Raw genomic sequence first — 19,187 nt, forward strand, 5'->3', positions numbered from 1 at the left:
AATGGACTTGACCTTTTGCTATTTAATGCTATTCTAGTATTCAATAGTTTTATTGAATAAGCTGAAGTTAAGGAAAGGTCTATGTCTATTTCAATGATTATCGCAGGTCTACTGACCGGTTTATTGCTGGGTATTTTTGGTAGCGGCGGTTCCATTATAACCATGCCTTCATTACTCTATCTGCTTGATGTGGAGCCTAAGGCAGCGATTGCCATGAGCCTGGGGATCGTAGCTGTCACGGCAACAATTAGTGCTCTGCAACACTGGCGACATGGCAATGTTGATTTCAGGATTACCGCTGTTTTTGGTCTGTTTGGTATCATAGGTACCTATGCTGGTGCTTTGGTGGGGGTTATTACTCCGGTAGTCATACAGCTCAGTGTGTTTGCTTTGGTGATGTATGTCGCTGCCTGGAGGATGCTCAAGCCTAAGCAACCGCTTGCTGCTGCCGGGATATCAGAGTTGAAGGATTGCCCTGATGGTAACTGTAACCTTCAATATGGTCATATTGCTGCACATGGTATTGGTGTTGGCATTCTAACCGGTATCGTCGGTGTCGGTGGTGGCTTCCTGATCGTACCCGCACTGGTATTGTTATCCGGGCTCTCCATGAAGAAGGCGATAGGAACCTCACTGAGTATTGTCGCGCTCAAATCATTTGCCGGGTTTGCCGGTTATGCCGGTGCCGTTAGCATCGACTACTCAATGATGGCAATGTTTACCGCTATTGCTATTGTCGGTAGTTTGATCGGTAGCCAGGTAGGGGACAAACTACCTGCCGACCTGCTGAAAAAAGGATTCGGTCGTTTTCTGGTTCTGGTCGCCAGCTATATTTTGATCGAGAGTGTTTTGTTTTAATAGGGGTAGGGTGCGTATCACGCACCATAGTTTTGATGCTCCGCTTACTTAACAGCAGATAGAGGAGGCGGAGGCAGTAAGACATCAATTGCCACCAAGATCTCACTATTAAGACGAGCCCTCATTATACCAGAACTACTTGTAACCTCCGGTAAAATTATACCCGATGTAACATTACTCGCCCCGGTGAGTCGGCGCTGAATCATTAATCCGTCATTAGCATCAACATCCATATCGCCATCAACATCAAAGACAATACCCGCTGTATCAATTACTTGTAAAATTTCTGTATTAGAACGAGCGCCATCAACACCAGAGCCTCCGACATTAGTTGGCAATACAATACCTGTGATAACATCACTCGCGCCAGTAAGTCGACGTTGAATAATCAGACCATCATTGGCATCCCCATCACCATCGCCATCAACATCTAGGGGGACACATACTGCTCCTATAGAAATCTGTATTTTTATTTGATCTGCTTTACTATCCTGAATGCCATCATTTACGATAAGACTAAAGATATAAATCCCTGCACACCGTGGCGTAAAACGGGCTTGTGATGCCTTCGTGAAAGACAGGCTAATACTGGAACCCACTGCCGCACTGACAATATCCCAGCGGTAAGTCACAGGATCATTATAAGCATCTGAAGAAAACTGACCATCAAGCAAGATCTCTCTCCCTACAAAACCTAGCCGTGCCTCACCGGTGTCAATGTAAGCTGTTGGTCGCGTATTGGCACTCGTGGGAGGCTCAATCGTGATATACACTGTATTTATATTACCGCCATTAAGGCTATATTGAAAACTATCCAGACCCAATGCCTCGGTATCTGGACTATATACAAATAGACCTGTGGCAGAGGAAAAGCTAATAATATCACCGAGCAGTGGTGCTGTTTTTATAGAGAAACCCAATAAACCAATATCTGTATCACTGGAAAGCATCCCGATATAGTTATTATCTTGAGGTACTATAATAGTGGAACCATTTGAGACTGGCTTATCAGTCATTACAACCACAGCAGTAGGGGGTGGAGGGAACATGTTGAGTACTGGTCTAGTAGCAATAATAGTGACACCAGTGACGGCTGCATTAAAGTTAGCAGTGTTTCCAATACTGCTCGTTTCTTTATCAGGATAAAGATCGGGTTCTAATGTTTCATTGGCAAATAAAGAGACGGGCTTCAATAATAGAAACAGTAATATAATCAAGCATCTTTCCATTTCAGCATCTCCCTATATCCGAGTGCATCTAGGCACACCACTCTATTATTCTGATTTTTGAACCCAATGATCGTGCAAGTGTAATAGAATAAAAGAGGGAGTACAACAACTGGAGACAGAGCTCTGACCCCTTGAAATTTATTTGGGGATCTTATTCAACACCCAATCAAGCCAACGCGTACTCAATACACGCCTTAAAACCATAAACAGGTAACTGGGGAAGGTGACATAATAACGTGCCTTGGGTCGTTTGCTCTCCAGCGCATGAACCAGTTTTTTTGTGACTGCATCAGGATCCAGGGTGAAGGGTGCAGCGGGGCCTTGTTTGGTCAGACGTTGCTCCATAGCAAGATAGGCTTCACGATGAGGGCTGGCATCACGATTAATATGTTGTTGATACATCTGCCAGGCGTTGGCGCGGAAACGACTATTAATCGGACCAGGGGCAATCAGTGATACCTGAATATTCGCTGCCGCCAGTTCCAGTCGCAGGGTGTCGGACAGTCCTTCCAGCGCATGCTTGCTGGCATTGTAGGCACCGCGATAGGGTAGGCTAACAAAGCCAAGGAGTGAACTATTTTGTATGATGCGTCCATAGCCCTGCTGTCGCATCACCGGAATAATACGTTGAGTGAGCTCATGGGTACCAAACAGGTTGGTCTCAAATTGTTCGCGCAATACCTCGCGTGACAGATCTTCAACCGCACCGGGTTGGCCATAGGCGGCATTATTAAACAGGGCGTATAACTTGCCACCCGTCATTTCCAGCGCTTCACTAACAGCCTGTTGGATTGACTCACTATCATTCAAATCAAGCCATACGGTATCCAGCCCCTCATTTTTTAAACGAGCGACATCCTCAGCCCGACGGGCACTGGCAATGACATGATAATTGCTATGTTGTTGCAGGGTTTTGGCGGCATGATAACCAATACCCGATGAGCAACCGGTAATCAGTACTGCATGACGTGCTTTATTCAGACTCATTAATATCGAATCGCCTTACCTTTGCAATAACACCAAAACGAGGATGGTCAAAGTAATGAATTTCATTAAGACGCATCTTGCGTTGTTCACGCAAGCGGTAATGCCATACCTTGGGTTCATCAACAATGTCTGGTTCTAATTCCTGTTCAATAACCAGCGGATCATAAAAGCTGGAATCAAGTCCTGTAATCTGTTGCTCTGCCGTAGCGGTGGATAGCGGAGGTTTTTCAGAGGCAAAGATAATATCCAGATCTAGATGTAGATATAGACCGACTGATAACATCACCGTCCCTCTGGTTTTATCGTTATCATCACGATCCGTTGCCAGTGATTGATTGCTGAAATACTGCGTTGAGTTATCCTGCGTAATCATGCCACCAAAGCTGGTATCCATACCTTCATCAAGCACCATCTGTTGCTCATTAATCTCACGATTAATTATTTCAGCCATTGAGGGTGGAGCGGGGGTCTGATCCATCCCTTCATAAAAATAGACCTTGCGCGCCATTTTTCTATCCACTCCTGGCTGATACCAGGAAAGATAAAGCAGGGGATGATAAGGTCGGGATCGTTTGAGTCGCCCCCATACATCATTAATACTCAACCAACCACTATTCAATAAGTTATAGGGCAAAGGTAAGGTGTTTTCTTGTTCTTTATTATTACTAATAAGCGGCATGGCCGATGAATCCAGTTCAGTGCCAATCTCTGGCCAGACCTCAGAGTCCTCCGGATAGAGCTGTTCAAAGACGATAATCTCAACCGTGTAATAAAGGGGTAAATGGGGCGCACCGTTGCTCTCTCTCGCCTGATTAACAGCACTCCACAACAGCAGGAATACAGGCAGCCATATAGAGTGGAGAAGGTAACTCTTTCGTCTTATCATACAATCAATCATCTGATATTCTTTTTAACAGGGTCTGCAAATATTCAATCCGAGTTTCAATGGTTTCAAGTGTATCAGATATCCTTAATTGATCCCCACCTTCGAGTCTAAATCGCTGGGGTTCAGATTGTATTAACTGGATGATCCTGGCAGGATTCACATTAGGTTCAGGTGTAAACAGAATTCGCCCACCCTTGTTACCAAGATCAAGCTTTTTAATACCCAATGGTGCTGCTAATAACTTGATCTCGGTAACAGCCATCAGGTGTTTAACGGGATCAGGGAACAGTCCAAAACGATCAATCATTTCAACCTGAAGGTCATAGAGTGCCTCCTTGTTCTCAGCACTGGCAATACGTTTATACAAGATCAAACGCGTATGCACATCGGGAAGATAGGTGTCCGGGATCAGTGCTGTGGTATGCAGATCAACCTCAGGGCCATGATCCAGTGGACAATCCAGTTGCGGCTGTTTGCCATCCTTGAGGGATGCCACCGCACGTGCCAGCAGCTCATTGTAGAGGCTAAAGCCAATCTCATGAATCTGGCCACTTTGACCTTCGCCCAGCAATTCACCGGCACCCCGAATCTCCAGATCATGTGAGGCAAGGGCAAAACCAGAACCCAGTTCACCCATAGCCTCAATAGCCTCGATTCTTTTTATTGCATCAGCAGTCATCAATTTGCGTGATGGTACCAGCAGATAGGCATAGGCACGATGATGAGAACGACCGACACGACCGCGTAATTGATGCAGTTGTGCCAGTCCCAGATGATCTGCTCGATTCATAATAATAGTATTGGCACTCGGTACATCAATCCCGCTTTCAATAATCGTGGTGCAAACCAGGATGTGATAACGCTGATGATAAAAATCCAGCATGACCTGTTCCAGTTGCGCCTCCCGCATCTGTCCATGGGCAATACCAATCGTTGCATCAGGTAACAAGCCTTGCAGCAGCGCGGCAATCTTTTCGATGCTTTCAACCTTGTTATGCAGAAAATAAACCTGTCCACCACGTTTGATCTCGCGCAGACAGGCCTCGCGTATGACCGTATCATTCCATTCACTGACCATGGTTTTGACCGCAATTCGATGTGAGGGGGCTGTGGCAATGATGGAGAAATCACGCATCCCGGCAAGAGACATATTGAGTGTCCTGGGGATGGGCGTGGCCGTCAGGGTCAGGATGTCCACCTCAGCCCGAAGTGACTTCATGCGTTCTTTATGACGCACGCCAAAACGATGTTCCTCATCAATAATCACCAGCCCCAGGCGTTTAAAAATCACATCTTTTTGTAATAGTTTATGCGTGCCGATAACAATATCGACCTTACCATCAGCGAGACCAGCCAACACCACATCCTGTTGTTTCTTGCTGCGAAAACGTGAAAGTCCTTCAATGCGAAAGGGCCAGTCGGCAAAGCGATCAATAAAATTCTGGTAATGTTGTTGTGCCAGCAGTGTGGTGGGCACCAGGATCGCCACCTGTTTACCGCCCATTGCTGCCACAAAGGCAGCACGCATGGCAACCTCGGTCTTACCAAAACCAACATCACCACAGACCACTCGATCCATCGGGCGCTGTTGAACCAGATCATTAACCACCTGTTCAATCGCCTGATATTGATCCGGGGTCTCTTCAAATGGAAACGATGCCGCAAAGCGCTCGTATTCAACCCCGGGTTCATTAAAGGCAAAACCCTTTTGTGCCTCTCGGCGGGCATAGATCTCTAGCAACTCAGCCGCTACATCGCGCGCACGTTCCGCTGCTTTACGTCGAATCTTTTTCCATTGTTCCCCACCAAGACGGTGTAACGGTGCGTTTTCCGGGGAGGCACCGGTATAACGACTAATCAGATGCAACGAGGAAACGGGGACATATAATTTATCATTGGCGGCATACTCCAGACAGACAAACTCGGTCTTGTCCGTGCCGACATCAAGATATTGCAGTCCCAGATAACGACCCACACCATGTTCCTCATGCACCACTGGAGCACCTTCCACCAGATCAGTGAGGTCGCGTATGATATTTTCTGCATTACGAGCCGATTTTTTACGCCGACGACTGGCGTGACCCACCTTATCGCGCAATAGGTTCTCGGGTATCAGCGCTATTGCCGGATCAGCTAACAGCATACCCGTCTCAAAGGGAGCTACGGTAATACCTAACGCGATATCAGCACTAATAAAGGCCTGCCATGAATCCATAGTTATAGGATGAATACCATACGCTAGTAAGGACTCACGTAATTTCTCACGCCGACCTTCGGATTCCGCGCTAAACAGGATACGTGCCGATGCCTGTTCAATAAACTGTGTAAGTCTTGTTGCAGGAGAATCCTCTTTTTCATCCAGAAGCAGATCCGGTAAGGTCTGTGTCTGATAGCGGATATCGCCCTTATCCTGTGACAGAGATAAATTAATCAAAGGATATTTATTAAGTTGCTGGCTAACAGCCTCGGAGGATAAAAATAATTGTGGCGGTGGGAGTAATGGCCGTTCAGCATCATGGCGATACTGTTCATAACTCAGCTCTGCTTGTTGGTAAAAATCAGTACCCGCCTTATCACTACCGGGTAACTGGATCAGCAGGGTATTATCAGGCAGGTAGTCAAACAGGGTAGAAGTCTCTGAAAAAAACAGCGGTAGATAGTATTCTAGTCCACCCATAGCAGCACCCTGACTAACTTCCCGGTAGATTGGGCAATTGGCTGGGTTACCTTCAAAGCAGTTACGAAATTCTCGTCTAAAGTGTTGAATCCCATCCTCATCCAGTGGGAACTCATGTGCCGGTAACATCCGAATGACATTCACCTGATCAATCGAGGTTTGTGTCTCTGGATCAAAGGTGCGAATGGTCTCAACCTCATCATCAAACAGGTCGATACGATAGGGTAGTGGTCGCCCCATGGGATAGAGATCCAGCAAGGAACCTCGAATGGCAAACTCACCATGCTCCATAACCTGTGATACACATTGATACCCTGCCTGTTGCATACGAGCACGCATGACATCCATAGACAGGCTGTCACCAATCTTCAGGATCAGACTATGCGCCTCAAGATAACGTCGTGGTGCAATACGTTGCATACAAGTGGCGATAGGCACCACCATAACCCCTTTATTAAATTCGGGTAGACGATACAGGGTCTCCAAGCGATTAGAGATGATATCCTGATGCGGTGAAAAACGATCATAGGGCAGGGTCTCCCAATCCGGAAAACCGATGACTTCATGATCAGGTGCACTAATAAAGAAACGTAATTCACGTTGTAATTGCTCCACCTGCTGCATATCCGGGCAGATAATCATTACCGGGCCGGGGTGTTGTTCGATGGCGCGAGCAATGGCTAAACGGCTACTGTCACCGGCAAGGCCATCCCAGGTATGGTGGTGTTTATTATCGGGTAGCGGTGGGGTTAGGGGATTGGCAGGGTTCATGTTTTATTCTGTATATTTTGGGGCTAGTGGTATGTTCTAACAGGGGTCAGAGCCAAAAACCGGCGCTGACCCCAGGTTCGGAGTGCATTTTAACTTAATTTGGTGCGCAATGCGCACCCTACCATATCACGCAGCAATGACCTTGTTATTTAACAACGATCTGATGACGATCCAGGGTTCGTCTGATGACCCTGGAAACCGCCATAAAACCAAAGCTGGCGGTGACAAAACTAGCAGAGCCATAACCCCTATTACAATCCAGCGAGACCCCGTGAATACCTGGCTTCTCATGGCTGACATGACCATCGGCACGCGGATAGACTTGTTGCTGGGATGAAAACACACATTCCACCCGAAAATAACGCTTAGGATTACGGGTAAAACCAAAGTCATCACGCAGACGCTTACGCACCTTTGCAGCCAGCGCATCATTGTGGGTTCGACTCAGGTCAACCACCTTGATTTGAGAGGGATCATCCAGACCACCAGCACCACCAATAGTAATAACCGGGATTTTATTACGGCGACAGTGATAGATAATATTTGCCTTGAACTTGATGCTATCGATAGCATCCACCACATAATCATAGTGACGTTCGAGTGACAGGTAATCCATAATATTCCTGTCCGTCAGGAAGTCATCGATATCAGTAAAATCACCTACCGGATTAATCGCCTGCATACGTTCAATCATGACCGCTGATTTCTTTTGATTCACCGTATCAACCCGCGTATGTAACTGCCGATTAGTATTTCCTATGCTAATGGTATCGTAATCAATCAGGGTAATATGACCCACACCACTACGCGCCAGCGCCTCCGCCACCCAGGAACCGACACCACCGATACCAATCACACAGACCCGCATCTGGCTGATAACCTCCAACGACCCTTTTCCATACAGCCGCTGGATACCGGCAAATCGTTCTTTATAATCGTTATTCATAAAGTTATTGGTGCGTAGTACGCACCTTACCAAAGATTAAAAACATCACGGGCATTACGCGTGGTGATCGCCGCAATGATAGCAGGATCTTCCTGTCGAAGCAGCGCCAATGCGCGCAGTGATTCAATTAAATACTCAGGGCTATTACGTTCACCTCGATGTTCAAACGGCGACATATCCGGCGCATCGGTCTCAAGCACGATATTTTCAATTGCTATCTCGCGTGCTAAACGGTGAATTTTGTGTGCATCAGGGTAGGTCAAAGTGCCACCAAAACCCAGTTTAAAACCCAGCTCAATATATTGCTTCGCTTGTTGCAGACTGCCATTAAAGGCATGAATAATTCCACCACGAGGTGGTTTTTTTTTGAGCAAGGCGATAACCTGATCGTGCGCCTTGCGCACATGCATAATAACCGGCAGGTCAAATTCCTGCGCCAGGATTAACTGATGTTCCAGCAAAACTATTTGTCGATCTCTATCAGCAGATTTATGATAAAAATCCAGCCCAATTTCGCCGATTGCAAGCGGATGGTGATGCTCAATATGCTCAGCCAGGCGATCAAGATCATCATCCTGATGTTGAGCAGTAAACATTGGGTGCAGACCCAGTGCCGGGTAGAGTTCAGCATGTTGGGCACAGATAGATAACAACCGACCCCAGGTAGCCGCCTGCGTTGCTGGCACAATCAATACCGATAATCCTGCCTGTCGACAGTGCTGCAGGATCTCATCGCGGTCTGAATCAAACGCACTAAAATCGCAATGGCAATGGGTATCAATGAACTGCATAATATCAGAATTATACATCACAAAATAAAAACGGCACCCTTAGGTGCCGTTTTTAGATTCCCGCCTACGCGGAAATAACATCAAGTCTACGAAATGATGTCTATCAGGAATTAATGCTCTGATAATAATCCATCAATATTTTAGCAACCTCAGGACGTGAGAATTCTTTCGGTGGGGCAATACCCTTACCCAACATCTCACGCACCTTGGTGCCGGATAGTAATACGAAATCATCCTTCACATGATCCGGTGCCTCACACATCATCACAACCTTTTTCATTTTCTTGGAATAAGCGGTGTGATCAGCCTTGAAGATCTCGATATCCATAGCGCCTTCGGGTACGGAATCAAAAATAGTCTGCGCATCAAAGGCACCATAGTGATCACCAACACCGGCATGGTCACGACCAATAATAAAGTGCGTAGCACCCATATTCTGGCGGAACACGGCATGTAACACAGCCTCACGAGGCCCCGCATAAAGCATATCAAAGCCATAACCCGTTACCATGGCACTATTTTGCGGGAAATATAGCTCAACCATCTTACGAATGGCCGCATCACGAACCGGGGCAGGGATGTCACCAGACTTAAGTTTGCCCAACAGCATGTGAATCACCAGGCCATCACAACCCAAACGATCCATAGCGATGTGACAAAGTTCTTCATGTGCCAAATGCATAGGGTTACGGGTCTGGAAGGCAACGACCTTTTTCCAGCCACGCTCTGCGATCTCATTACGAATCTCAACTGCCGTACGGAAGGTATCAGGAAATTCAGACAGGAAATATGAGAAATTCAACACTTGGATAGGACCAGATAAACAAACCTTACCCTGAGAATTAAAGGCCTCGACACCAGGATGTGCCTCAGCATCGCTAGGGGCATAAACCTTTTCAGTAATCAATGCCATTTCTTCATCGGTGAATGCTTCAACAGCTTCAACATCCATAATAGCCAGCACAGGGTGACCTTCAACATTTGGATCCTTCAGTGCAATGCGATCACCAGCCTTGATGCTACCCGCATCTTCAACCAGATTCAGTACCGGTGTCGGCCAGAACAAACCGGAACTGGTCTTCATATCCGTTGCCACTGACAGGGCATCGGCCTTGGTCATGTAGCCAGTGAGTGGATTAAAATAACCCGCGCCCAACTGAACAGCATTGGCTGCTGTTGCCGAACTCACAACAATCGATGCCAGGCCTTCAGCTTCTTTTTGCAGAGCGTCATTTTTGGCACTGTCATATACAAATAATGGATTCAGTTCATCAGAACCATGAGGTTTAATCATTGAGTATCTCCAAGTTTATTTTTACACCGGCCACAAGCTTATGCCGACATCATTAAAAATCCTGCGCGCATTATACAATAAACACTATTGTTTTGAAGGATGATTTCCTGGGATGAAATCAAGAAAGGACAAAAACACTCGATCACATTGTTTTTACACTCATACATAGCTCAGATATAAATTCAATAAACACATAAAGATCAATAATCTATGTTTATGGCATGTTTATTGCTTTCTTTGTAGTCTGCCTCCTGGCATTATTACAACACCATTACATCAGGCAATATAACCATTGATGGCATTGATTACGCTATGTCAATGGCTGGAGATTACGCACTACAGATAGGCGATGGCGCCAATGACAAAACCTCTGCCTTTGGTGGATCTGTCTGGATGATGGATGGTTGCTGGCGGTAGCTACACAGGCGGTCGCTGGGATCTGAATATGGATTTTGCCACCATAATAACGCCATCTGTTTCATCGGTACCTGTTCCAGCCGCTGCTTGGTTGTTTGGTTCGGGCCTATTAGGTCTGATCGGAGTTGCTCGTCGTAGAGTGTCTTAGAGCGGTATACCAGTCAGAATAACATATTCTTGTAATTATTTAACATAATATCTATTATGCGCATATTTATGCGTATTCTTATTCTTATATTGAAGCTTATTCAATACGGGTTCATTATTATTCCATAGACACTACTCTATCTACTGGAGCAAATAACACATGGACTTTAAAGATTATTACAAGATCATGGGAGTCGAACGTAATGCCACTCAGGATGAGATCAAGCGCGCCTATAAAAAACTGGCGCGCAAGTATCATCCGGATGTTAGCGCAGCCACCGATGCTGAGGATCGCTTCAAGGAACTGGGTGAAGCCTATGAAGCGCTCAAGGATCCTGAAAAACGAGCAGCCTATGATCAGCTTGGAGCCAACTGGAAAAATGGTCAGGACTTTAACCCACCACCGGACTGGGATGACGGTTTTGAGTTTCGTGGTGGTAACGCCGGTAATGCAGCCGATTACAGTGATTTCTTTGAATCACTGTTTGGCCAGAAGTTCCAATCGACACAGACATCATCCCGTCATACTGGTTTTCATGCGCGTGGTGAGGATCATCACGCCAGGGTGTTTATTGATATTGAAGATGCCTATCAAGGTGCCACTCGCAGCATTAGCCTGCAAACACCGAAAGTAGATTCGCATGGGCGTATCGTTACCAAGCAACGCACCCTGAATATCAAGATCCCCAAGGGTGTAAAACAGGGACAGCGTATCCGGCTATCCGGTCAGGGTTCAGCAGGAACGGGCAATGCTCAACCTGGCGATCTATATCTCGAGATCAATTTCAAGCCACATAGCATCTACAGGGTAGATGCTCATGATGTCTATATTGATCTTCCGCTTACACCCTGGGAAGCGGCGCTGGGTGCAACTATTAAGGTTCCAACGCCTGCCGGCATAGTTGATTTGAAAATCCCTGAAAACACCAGCACTGGACGCAAACTACGAATGAAAGGTCGTGGTATTCCAGCAAAGTCTCCGGGTGATCTCTATGTTGTACCACAAATCACCCTGCCACCTGCCGATAGTGATGTAGCCAAGGCGTTATATCACAAAATGGAACAGGAACTGGCCTATAACCCACGTAGTCAATTGGGAGTGTAACAAGTTATGAAACAGGAAATACTAACTGGAATTCTACTTGATGAAGAAAGTGAGTTATCACTCAATGAGCTCTGCCAAGCCTGCTCGCGTTCGACCGAATGGATTATTGAACTGGTCGATGAAGGTGCACTGGAACCCATTGGTCAACAACGTGCACAATGGCGATTTCCTGCAAATAGCCTGCAAAAGGCACGTACAGCCATGCGTTTGCAGCATGATCTTGGTGTCAATCTTGCGGGTATTGCCCTGGCACTGGAGCTACTTGATAATATCCAGGTATTACAATCACGCTTATGCCGATTTGAAAAATAGCTGATAAAAATTCTCTGTGGTCTGCTCACCCAGTTCTTCTACCGAGACACCTCTAAGCTGGGCAATAAAGGCTGCCGTGTGTGCGACATAGGCGGGATAATTGGCTTTTCCACGTTTCGGCACGGGTGCCAACCAGGGAGAATCGGTTTCAATCAATAAACGATCAGCAGGGATTTTTTTTGCCGTTTCCTGCAATTCTTTAGCACTATTAAAGGTCACGATACCAGAAAGAGAGATATAAAAACCCAGATCCAGGCCCTTTTTTGCCATCGCCCAATCTTCGGTAAAACAGTGCAATACACCACCAGCCTGATCGGCTGATTCCTCTCGTAACACAGCGATGGTATCCTCACGCGCCTCACGGGTGTGGATAATCAAGGGTTTCTGACTTTGTTTGGCCGCCGCAATATGGGTACACAGAAAGGCCTGTTGGATCTCCTTATGTTCTGCCCCACCACGAAAATAATCCAGCCCAGTCTCACCAATAGCAACAACTTGTTGGTGCTGTGCCAATTCCAGCAGTTCTTCTATCGTTGGCGGTTGTTCATCATAATGATTGGGATGAACCCCCACCGAAACAGATATATCATTAATACCCTCAACCAGCGCTAACATCGCCGGATATTCCTCCAGGGTAACCGAGACACAGAGAAAATGTTCAACGCCCTGCTCCCTTGCCTCATCCAGCACAGGCTTAAGTTGACCATCCCAGGGCGCAAGATCGAGCCGATCAAGATGACAGTGTGAATCAACCAACATCACAAAACCCCATTACATGGTGTGGGTGGCACGTTGAGCCTGCAAGGCACCGGCTAGATAGGTCTCAATTTTATTCCGTGCGGTACCACCATCCTGTTCAGCAAACTGCACTCCGATACCCGCACTACGATTTTCCTGCGCACCATTAGGTGTAATCCAAACCACCTTACCAGCGACCGGGATCTTTTCGTTCTCATTCATCAAGGTCAGCAACATAAAGACTTCATTACCCAATTTATAATCCTTGTTAGTCGGGATAAACAGACCACCGTTTTTCACATAAGGCATATAGGCGGCATATAACGCGCCCTTGTCCTTGATCGATAGGGATAATATACTTGGACGTGCTATTTTCTTGTTTTTCATACCCGAGACCACCCTTTCATTGCCACCCAGTACAACAATAATTCTTCCAGTAACAATTGTTTATTAACCGGAGTTACAGACAAAACGATCACTCGATTAATACGCTGATGCAAATCAAATAAATCCTGCATATTAAATTTTGCCGCAATCGCGACCAGGGTCTTGCGTTCAATAACCGCATGGGATAGCTGTGCATTCGTATCCGCCTTTAAACGCAGCATATCCATCACCCATTCAAACATCCATTGTACCGACCTTAGTGTATCATCTTTTGACCATTGCAAGGCAATGACCAGTGGGGACTTCTTGCCCTGAGCCATTGCTACCCAGTCTTTAATACAATTCTTATGTTCAGCAACAATATCATCATGTTGCTGTGCTAATATCATCGCCTTGAAGGGAACACCATCGGCCAGATCAATGACACTATTCAGATCACTTCGTTGCACATCAATATCAGGCTGTTGTTGCAGCCAGGTTTGTACCAATTTTTGATCAGGCACCCTGAATAAGATGTGCTGACAACGACTGCGTATGGTGGGAAGTAATTGTCCTGGAGCCTCTGCAACCAGCAATAAAATAGTATTCGATGGGGGTTCTTCCAGGATTTTTAACAGGCTATTTGCAGTATGCACGTTCATCCGTTCTGCCGGGGCGATCATCACCACCTTATTGCCACCGGCGTGACCGGTCAGCATCAGTCCTTTGCACAAATTACGAATCTGATCAATCGCAATATCTTTTTTATCCTCAGCCACCCCGATTTCAAAATAATCTGGATGATTACCCGCCAGATAAAGCAGGCAAGAGGGACAGGCACCACAGGCTGAGCCATCAGCTAATGGTTCCTTACATAGCAGACGATAAGCCAACATGCGCGCAAAGCCTTGTTTGGCCAGACCGGCTGACCCATGCAATAACAGCGCATGGGGCAGACGTTTCTGTTGATAGGCCTCGATCAGGCGTTGGTAGTTATCCTGCCACCAGAAATGGAATACTTGTTGATAGGGTTCGCCAATCTGTGCCATTATCGTTTAATAATCTCTATCTTGTTTATGACTACAATTCCTTATACCAGGAATTATGTTTTTGGGGTTCAAAATACCCAAGGATACAATTAGGATTAAGTATACAAAGTTGTATGTGATTTTTATTACGGAACCCAGCACCCGGATAAAGTTCAAGCCCTTCAGGAAACATGCCCCGAACAGAATCGATATAATTACCATGTCGTTGAATGTATCTCTTATTTTGACCCTGAGAATCTTTTAGTTTCAACTCATCAATAATTTCTTCATTATTTAATTGATGCAGGCGCATAATGACTGCGCAATCTAATCTTCTATTAAAACTAATACCACTAGCATCAACAGCCTTGTTTTGATGTAGAGGCTCATTTAGTTTTTCACGTTCTTCCTTATATATCTTATAAGTAGTTTCTACTTTTTTTATATCTTTGCTATCTAATAAGTCCAGACAATTGCCTAGCTTTATAACTGCCCCGATAACACTAGGCCTAGATATTTTAATATTATTTCTTGCCCACTCAAGTGCCCTGTCATGATCTCCTTCCCAGAAATAAATTCCGGATCCAAGCCAATCATGGCTATTTTCACTATTCGATAATTTACCTGAGTTTTTTATGACTTTATCAGAAACCGCTTTATCACAGCCGTGAAAACCAAATACTATCTCTGGAGGCGAGTACATTAAGGGGTTTTTATATGACGAATTTTACCTGAATCTGACATCAAACCTGCGCTTTTCAGTGATTTGATAATAGATTTCTTTGAAATACCAGTATGATGTAGATTTCCACCTATGCATCGAACATCAGCATCAGTATCTTTTGATGCACCTAAGGCTTTTAATCTGGAATCCAGTTTTTCTTGTAGATCAAACATTTATAGCCACCCTCTTTGATAATGAAACCACTTGATAATAATAACATTCATTACCCTTTGAGTTAAAGGCAAATTTATATTCAGGAATACTTCGACCAAGGCATGATCATAAAACCATACCTTGATCACAAGCAACCCTACAGGCCAGCAATAACCTCTAATCGATCAGAGGTTCAAGTATCATTTTGTTGCACCACAACCATTATTTTTAGCCATGCTTTCCAGATGCATTCTTCTACCCACTGCCTTATTATTTTTTGCTTGGGCAACCTTGATGCGGCTTTGTTGAACACTGGAATTTACCTGTAGGATATTACCCAGAAAAGGGATACGACTACCCGCTAAAGCGGCTGCTGTACCGCCAGCCCTGGCTCCGGCATCGGTCAATGAGGCCTCGGTGATGGTTGCGCTGGTCTCTTCTTCAATAACCTTTTGCTCATCAATTTGGGTTGTTATAGCAAAACAATTCAGGCTTGCATCCCCGGGTACGGCATAGGAAACCTTTGTGGGTTGGGATACACAACCCACCATCGTTAATGTAATGGCAAGAAAAGGTAAATATTTTGTATTCTGCATGAGATACAGCTCCTTGATTATAATAAGACCTGTAGCCTGACATACAAATTTTAAGAGCCATACCCCCGAAATAGGGGGGCTAACCGGTAGGGTGCGCATTGCGCACCATTATTTTAAAATAATCTCATCCAGAACGGCTGCAATTTGTTGTTGCACCCCCACTAGATCAAGTGATGCGTCAATTACACGATAACGTTCCGGTGCCTGTTTAGCTTGCTTGCGATAACCGGCGCGCACACGTTCAAAGAACACCTGTTCTTCCTGTTCAAAACGATCAGGCGCACTGCGATCCCCTGCTCGTTGCATACCCGTCTCTACTGCGACATCAAGCAACAAGGTAAAATCCGGGCGTAGATCACCCTGCACCCATTGTTCCAGCAAGGCAATACGTTGCATATCAATACCACGCCCACTGCCTTGATAGGCGTAGGTGGCATCGGTAAAGCGATCACATAACACCCATTCACCCCGATCCAGCGCGGGCAGAATAACCTGATGTAGATGCTCTGCCCTGGCGGCAAAGACCAGCAACAACTCCGCATCAGCATTCATACCCTTGTATTGCTCATCCAGTAGGATATTTCTAACCGCCTCCCCCATATCCGTGCCACCGGGTTCGCGTGTCTGTAATACCTTATGACCCGCCTGTTCCAGGTGGCTGCGAATGTAATGAAGGTTGGTGGTCTTACCAACGCCTTCGCCACCTTCCAATGTTATAAACCGACCTTTCATTTTTTGTCTCTTGCCTTTTTGGTTAACTGATAACCCCGCACGGCACGCTGATGCTCTTTTAAAGTTTCAGAGAAATAATGGCTGCCATCGCCCTTTGATACGAAATACAGGCTTTTATCCTGTGCCGGCCGAACCACTGCCATCATCGCTGCCAGCCCTGGCATAGCAATCGGGGTTGGCGGCAGACCATGGCGGGTATAGGTGTTGTAGGGGGTATCGGTACGCAGGTCACTACGCCGGATATTACCATCAAATCGTTCGCCCATGCCATAGATCACGGTCGGGTCGGTCTGTAATCGCATCCCCTTTTGTAAACGTCTGAGAAAGACACCGGCAATTAATGGGCGTTCTGTCGCAAGCCCGGTTTCTTTCTCCACCACCGATGCCAGGGTTAGAACCTGATCCATGGAATCCAGGATAAAATCATCCGGGCGCAGCATCCACACCTGTTGTAATTGCGAGGACATTAATTCATAGGCCCGCTGAAAAAAGGCAACATCGGTGGTATGACGCGGAAACCAATAGGTATCAGGGAAAAAGCGGCCTTCTGGATGTTGTCCAGGATAACCAATCGCCACCATAATCGCCTCATCGGTATAAGCGGGTAAGGTCTTGTCAATCGCCTCATTTTTCTGAACAGCGATCTTGATCTGCTTAAAACTCCAGCCCTCGACTATGGTCAGACTATGTTGCATAACCTTCCCTGCATTCATCCATTGCAACAAGGTCTCAGGGGTAGCTCCAACGGGAAAAAAATATTCACCCCGCTGTATTGATGAAGCAAGGTCTTCATACCATGCCATCCAGCGCCATACTAATCGATTATCAACCAGACCCTGTCTATCCAGTTTCCTGATCACCTGGTGAAATGAGTCACCTTCATTGACAACAATGACCACGCCTTCAGCAGGAATCGCTAATGGCGTTCTGACAAACGCCGTATATTCCATCACCATCCAGCCCAGCATGAAACTGAATAACAGAATAAAAGCGCCTGTTAGATGAAGCAGACGATCCTTAAATGTGATTTTTTTTGTCGTCTTCATTCTATCTTTACGCATTGCTACACAGAGCCCACTCTTTATCCGCTTCTTGCAGGGCTGTTAATAATGTGCGGGTCACAGCCCCAGTAGCGAACCGTTGTTCATTAATCTGCTGTACTGGCGTAATACCCATCAGGCTGTTACATATAAACATCTCATCGGCCTGCAACAATTGTTGTTGTGAGATATCCTGCATCAATACTTTAATATTCAGAGTCTGTGCCAGATCAATAATAACAGAACGCATCACCCCACAGACCCCCGCACGGGAAAGATCAGGGGTTAATAGATATCCATTATCAACCATAAACAGATTGCTCATGACACCCTCAATCACATTGCCATCCATATCCTGCATCAAACCCTCAAACACCGCGGCATCATCCCATTCTCGTCGCGCCAGCACTTGTTCCAGGCGATTAAGATGTTTGATGCCCGCCAGAGTCGGGTTAATTGATAATCGTTGCTGACATAGCCGCACAGTCATACCTTGAATTAGATTCTGAGCACGATAATCTGGCATAGGTGAGAGAGAGATTATTCTATTAGGTGTTGAGTCTTCGCTACAACGGTAACCACGCCCACCACTGCCGCGCGTCAACAGGATCTTCAATACCGCCTCATCCTGATCGGCACACAAGGTCGCTGCCTCGGCCTCAAGCAAGACCTGATCCGGCATCGCTATCCCCAAACGACTACAGCCCTGTTGTAAGCGATCTATGTGCCGTTGCCAGAACTCCGCCCGCCCCTGTACGACCTTGATGGTTTCAAATAGACCATCACCATATTGCAGACCCCGATCCATTATTGAGATCGTATCCTGATATTCACCATTCACCAGACAATTTTTCTGTTCAAACACCAATACACTTCCCCAATTAAACCCCTCTCTATTATCCACCAACGGTGAGAGATGCCTTCACCTGCCTATACTCAAGAGACAAGGAGTGATTCATGTCTCGGATCTCAACGCCCACAACAACCCTTTCACCTTACTCCGCGTGTCAGTATATTCAGATCCCTATCCCCATTACGGTTAATATACCCCATTGAGCCGGTATAAGCCCCCTCCTGCCTTCCTGTTCCAACTGGGTTTGGCTGTTCAAACAACCGAGGTCACCTCTCTCCATCCAATTTTATTTCTGCTGCTCGGCTATATCTAAGGGATAAAAGAATAAACAACCTACAGAATATTTTACACTTTCCTAATTAATAATAAATCCAATATCTTCAAGCAACTGTTTAATAAGCCAATAAAATACAGGTATGAATATTGCATGGTTAGATTACTGAACCAAACTCAACGACTATGGACTGAAAGTCCATAGGTTGCTTCAAGAAGGACTAAAAGTCCTTCCTCCCTATTCAAGTATAATATTCCCCGTAT

Annotated in this window: 19 protein-coding genes and 1 pseudogene; 4 read left to right on the forward strand and 16 right to left on the reverse strand. The window is 46.0% G+C overall.

Features of this window, described 5'->3' with window-relative positions:
- Positions 1–81 precede the first annotated feature (81 nt).
- A complete protein-coding gene (locus GXP22_04835) occupies positions 82–858 on the forward strand; it encodes a sulfite exporter TauE/SafE family protein (protein ID NOX08806.1) in 777 nt (258 codons plus the stop codon).
- Between the two features lie 44 nt (positions 859–902).
- Here GXP22_04835 and GXP22_04840 read toward each other — a convergent pair whose 3' ends face one another.
- From GXP22_04840 to sat, 7 genes are all read right to left on the reverse strand, one after another.
- Positions 903–2,075, reverse strand: a complete 1,173-nt coding sequence (locus tag GXP22_04840; GenBank protein NOX08807.1) for a hypothetical protein — start codon at positions 2,073–2,075, stop codon at positions 903–905.
- A gap of 150 nt (positions 2,076–2,225) precedes the next feature.
- Positions 2,226–3,074 carry an SDR family oxidoreductase gene (locus GXP22_04845; protein ID NOX08808.1) on the reverse strand — a complete coding sequence of 283 codons (849 nt, stop codon included), beginning with the start codon at positions 3,072–3,074 and terminating at the stop codon, positions 2,226–2,228.
- Positions 3,061–3,960: a hypothetical protein gene (locus GXP22_04850; protein ID NOX08809.1), complete on the reverse strand. Its 900-nt coding sequence runs from the start codon at positions 3,958–3,960 to the stop codon at positions 3,061–3,063. Before GXP22_04850 ends, GXP22_04845 begins: the two co-directional genes overlap by 14 nt.
- A gap of 4 nt (positions 3,961–3,964) precedes the next feature.
- A complete protein-coding gene (gene mfd / locus GXP22_04855) occupies positions 3,965–7,408 on the reverse strand; it encodes a transcription-repair coupling factor (GenBank protein ID NOX08810.1) in 3,444 nt (1,147 codons plus the stop codon).
- 145 nt (positions 7,409–7,553) lie between these two features.
- Positions 7,554–8,354 (reverse strand): tRNA cyclic N6-threonylcarbamoyladenosine(37) synthase TcdA, encoded by an 801-nt coding sequence (gene tcdA, locus GXP22_04860; protein NOX08811.1) that lies wholly within the window; start codon positions 8,352–8,354, stop codon positions 7,554–7,556.
- Between the two features lie 26 nt (positions 8,355–8,380).
- Positions 8,381–9,145 (reverse strand): TatD family hydrolase, encoded by a 765-nt coding sequence (locus GXP22_04865; GenBank protein NOX08812.1) that lies wholly within the window; start codon positions 9,143–9,145, stop codon positions 8,381–8,383.
- Between the two features lie 103 nt (positions 9,146–9,248).
- Positions 9,249–10,439 (reverse strand): sulfate adenylyltransferase, encoded by a 1,191-nt coding sequence (sat, locus tag GXP22_04870; GenBank protein ID NOX08813.1) that lies wholly within the window; start codon positions 10,437–10,439, stop codon positions 9,249–9,251.
- Between the two features lie 463 nt (positions 10,440–10,902).
- On the opposite strand from sat, the pseudogene GXP22_04875 reads away from it, so the two are divergent.
- The 3 genes and pseudogenes from GXP22_04875 (at position 10,903) to GXP22_04885 (ending at position 12,420) form a co-directional block, all read left to right on the forward strand.
- A pseudogene (locus GXP22_04875) lies at positions 10,903–11,004 on the forward strand (VPLPA-CTERM sorting domain-containing protein).
- Positions 11,005–11,163: 159 nt separating this feature from the next.
- A complete protein-coding gene (locus GXP22_04880) occupies positions 11,164–12,108 on the forward strand; it encodes a DnaJ domain-containing protein (GenBank protein NOX08814.1) in 945 nt (314 codons plus the stop codon).
- 6 nt (positions 12,109–12,114) lie between these two features.
- On the forward strand, positions 12,115–12,420 hold the full coding sequence (locus GXP22_04885) for a MerR family transcriptional regulator (GenBank protein NOX08815.1): 306 nt from the start codon (positions 12,115–12,117) through the stop codon (positions 12,418–12,420).
- Here the strand turns inward: GXP22_04885 and GXP22_04890 are convergent.
- From GXP22_04890 to pabC, 9 genes are all read right to left on the reverse strand, one after another.
- Complete coding sequence (locus GXP22_04890; protein NOX08816.1) at positions 12,400–13,179, reverse strand: TatD family hydrolase; 780 nt, start codon at positions 13,177–13,179, stop codon at positions 12,400–12,402. The genes GXP22_04885 and GXP22_04890 overlap by 21 nt on opposite strands.
- 12 nt (positions 13,180–13,191) lie before the next feature.
- Positions 13,192–13,545 (reverse strand): pilus assembly protein PilZ, encoded by a 354-nt coding sequence (locus GXP22_04895; protein NOX08817.1) that lies wholly within the window; start codon positions 13,543–13,545, stop codon positions 13,192–13,194.
- Positions 13,542–14,573, reverse strand: coding sequence for a DNA polymerase III subunit delta' (locus GXP22_04900; GenBank protein NOX08818.1), 1,032 nt, complete (start codon positions 14,571–14,573; stop codon positions 13,542–13,544). The genes GXP22_04895 and GXP22_04900 overlap by 4 nt, the downstream gene beginning before the upstream one ends.
- A 31-nt stretch (positions 14,574–14,604) precedes the next feature.
- A complete protein-coding gene (locus tag GXP22_04905; protein ID NOX08819.1) occupies positions 14,605–15,255 on the reverse strand; it encodes a hypothetical protein in 651 nt (216 codons plus the stop codon).
- A complete protein-coding gene (locus GXP22_04910; protein ID NOX08820.1) occupies positions 15,255–15,449 on the reverse strand; it encodes a hypothetical protein in 195 nt (64 codons plus the stop codon). Before GXP22_04910 ends, GXP22_04905 begins: the two co-directional genes overlap by 1 nt.
- 180 nt (positions 15,450–15,629) lie before the next feature.
- Positions 15,630–16,025, reverse strand: a complete 396-nt coding sequence (locus GXP22_04915) for a hypothetical protein (GenBank protein NOX08821.1) — start codon at positions 16,023–16,025, stop codon at positions 15,630–15,632.
- A 108-nt stretch (positions 16,026–16,133) separates the two neighbouring features.
- The gene (locus GXP22_04920; protein NOX08822.1) at positions 16,134–16,757 is read right to left on the reverse strand and encodes a dTMP kinase; all 624 of its coding nucleotides are present in this window, start codon (positions 16,755–16,757) and stop codon (positions 16,134–16,136) included.
- Positions 16,754–17,803: an endolytic transglycosylase MltG gene (mltG, locus tag GXP22_04925; protein ID NOX08823.1), complete on the reverse strand. Its 1,050-nt coding sequence runs from the start codon at positions 17,801–17,803 to the stop codon at positions 16,754–16,756. The genes GXP22_04920 and mltG overlap by 4 nt, the downstream gene beginning before the upstream one ends.
- Positions 17,804–17,810: 7 nt before the next feature.
- The gene (pabC, locus tag GXP22_04930) at positions 17,811–18,605 is read right to left on the reverse strand and encodes an aminodeoxychorismate lyase (protein ID NOX08824.1); all 795 of its coding nucleotides are present in this window, start codon (positions 18,603–18,605) and stop codon (positions 17,811–17,813) included.
- Positions 18,606–19,187 lie beyond the last annotated feature (582 nt).

The organism is Gammaproteobacteria bacterium, assembly GCA_013151035.1.
In the GTDB taxonomy this organism is placed as follows: domain Bacteria; phylum Pseudomonadota; class Gammaproteobacteria; order JAADJB01; family JAADJB01; genus JAADJB01.

What these genes read in the sequence shown, in the direction of transcription:
- GXP22_04865 (NOX08812.1), bottom strand. Translation starts at nt 9,145, where the DNA reads ATGCAGTTCATTGATACCCATTGCCATTGCGATTTTAGTGCGTTTGAT.
- GXP22_04910 (NOX08820.1), bottom strand. Translation starts at nt 15,449, where the DNA reads ATGTTTGATCTACAAGAAAAACTGGATTCCAGATTAAAAGCCTTAGGT.
- pabC (NOX08824.1), bottom strand. Translation starts at nt 18,605, where the DNA reads ATGGATCGGGGTCTGCAATATGGTGATGGTCTATTTGAAACCATCAAG.
- GXP22_04905 (NOX08819.1), bottom strand. Translation starts at nt 15,255, where the DNA reads ATGTACTCGCCTCCAGAGATAGTATTTGGTTTTCACGGCTGTGATAAA.
- GXP22_04850 (NOX08809.1), bottom strand. Translation starts at nt 3,960, where the DNA reads ATGATAAGACGAAAGAGTTACCTTCTCCACTCTATATGGCTGCCTGTA.
- GXP22_04845 (NOX08808.1), bottom strand. Translation starts at nt 3,074, where the DNA reads ATGAGTCTGAATAAAGCACGTCATGCAGTACTGATTACCGGTTGCTCA.
- mfd (NOX08810.1), bottom strand. Translation starts at nt 7,408, where the DNA reads ATGAACCCTGCCAATCCCCTAACCCCACCGCTACCCGATAATAAACAC.
- GXP22_04920 (NOX08822.1), bottom strand. Translation starts at nt 16,757, where the DNA reads ATGAAAGGTCGGTTTATAACATTGGAAGGTGGCGAAGGCGTTGGTAAG.
- GXP22_04900 (NOX08818.1), bottom strand. Translation starts at nt 14,573, where the DNA reads ATGGCACAGATTGGCGAACCCTATCAACAAGTATTCCATTTCTGGTGG.
- GXP22_04890 (NOX08816.1), bottom strand. Translation starts at nt 13,179, where the DNA reads ATGTTGGTTGATTCACACTGTCATCTTGATCGGCTCGATCTTGCGCCC.
- GXP22_04915 (NOX08821.1), bottom strand. Translation starts at nt 16,025, where the DNA reads ATGCAGAATACAAAATATTTACCTTTTCTTGCCATTACATTAACGATG.
- GXP22_04835 (NOX08806.1), top strand. Translation starts at nt 82, where the DNA reads ATGTCTATTTCAATGATTATCGCAGGTCTACTGACCGGTTTATTGCTG.
- mltG (NOX08823.1), bottom strand. Translation starts at nt 17,803, where the DNA reads ATGAAGACGACAAAAAAAATCACATTTAAGGATCGTCTGCTTCATCTA.
- GXP22_04885 (NOX08815.1), top strand. Translation starts at nt 12,115, where the DNA reads ATGAAACAGGAAATACTAACTGGAATTCTACTTGATGAAGAAAGTGAG.
- GXP22_04895 (NOX08817.1), bottom strand. Translation starts at nt 13,545, where the DNA reads ATGAAAAACAAGAAAATAGCACGTCCAAGTATATTATCCCTATCGATC.
- tcdA (NOX08811.1), bottom strand. Translation starts at nt 8,354, where the DNA reads ATGAATAACGATTATAAAGAACGATTTGCCGGTATCCAGCGGCTGTAT.
- sat (NOX08813.1), bottom strand. Translation starts at nt 10,439, where the DNA reads ATGATTAAACCTCATGGTTCTGATGAACTGAATCCATTATTTGTATAT.
- GXP22_04880 (NOX08814.1), top strand. Translation starts at nt 11,164, where the DNA reads ATGGACTTTAAAGATTATTACAAGATCATGGGAGTCGAACGTAATGCC.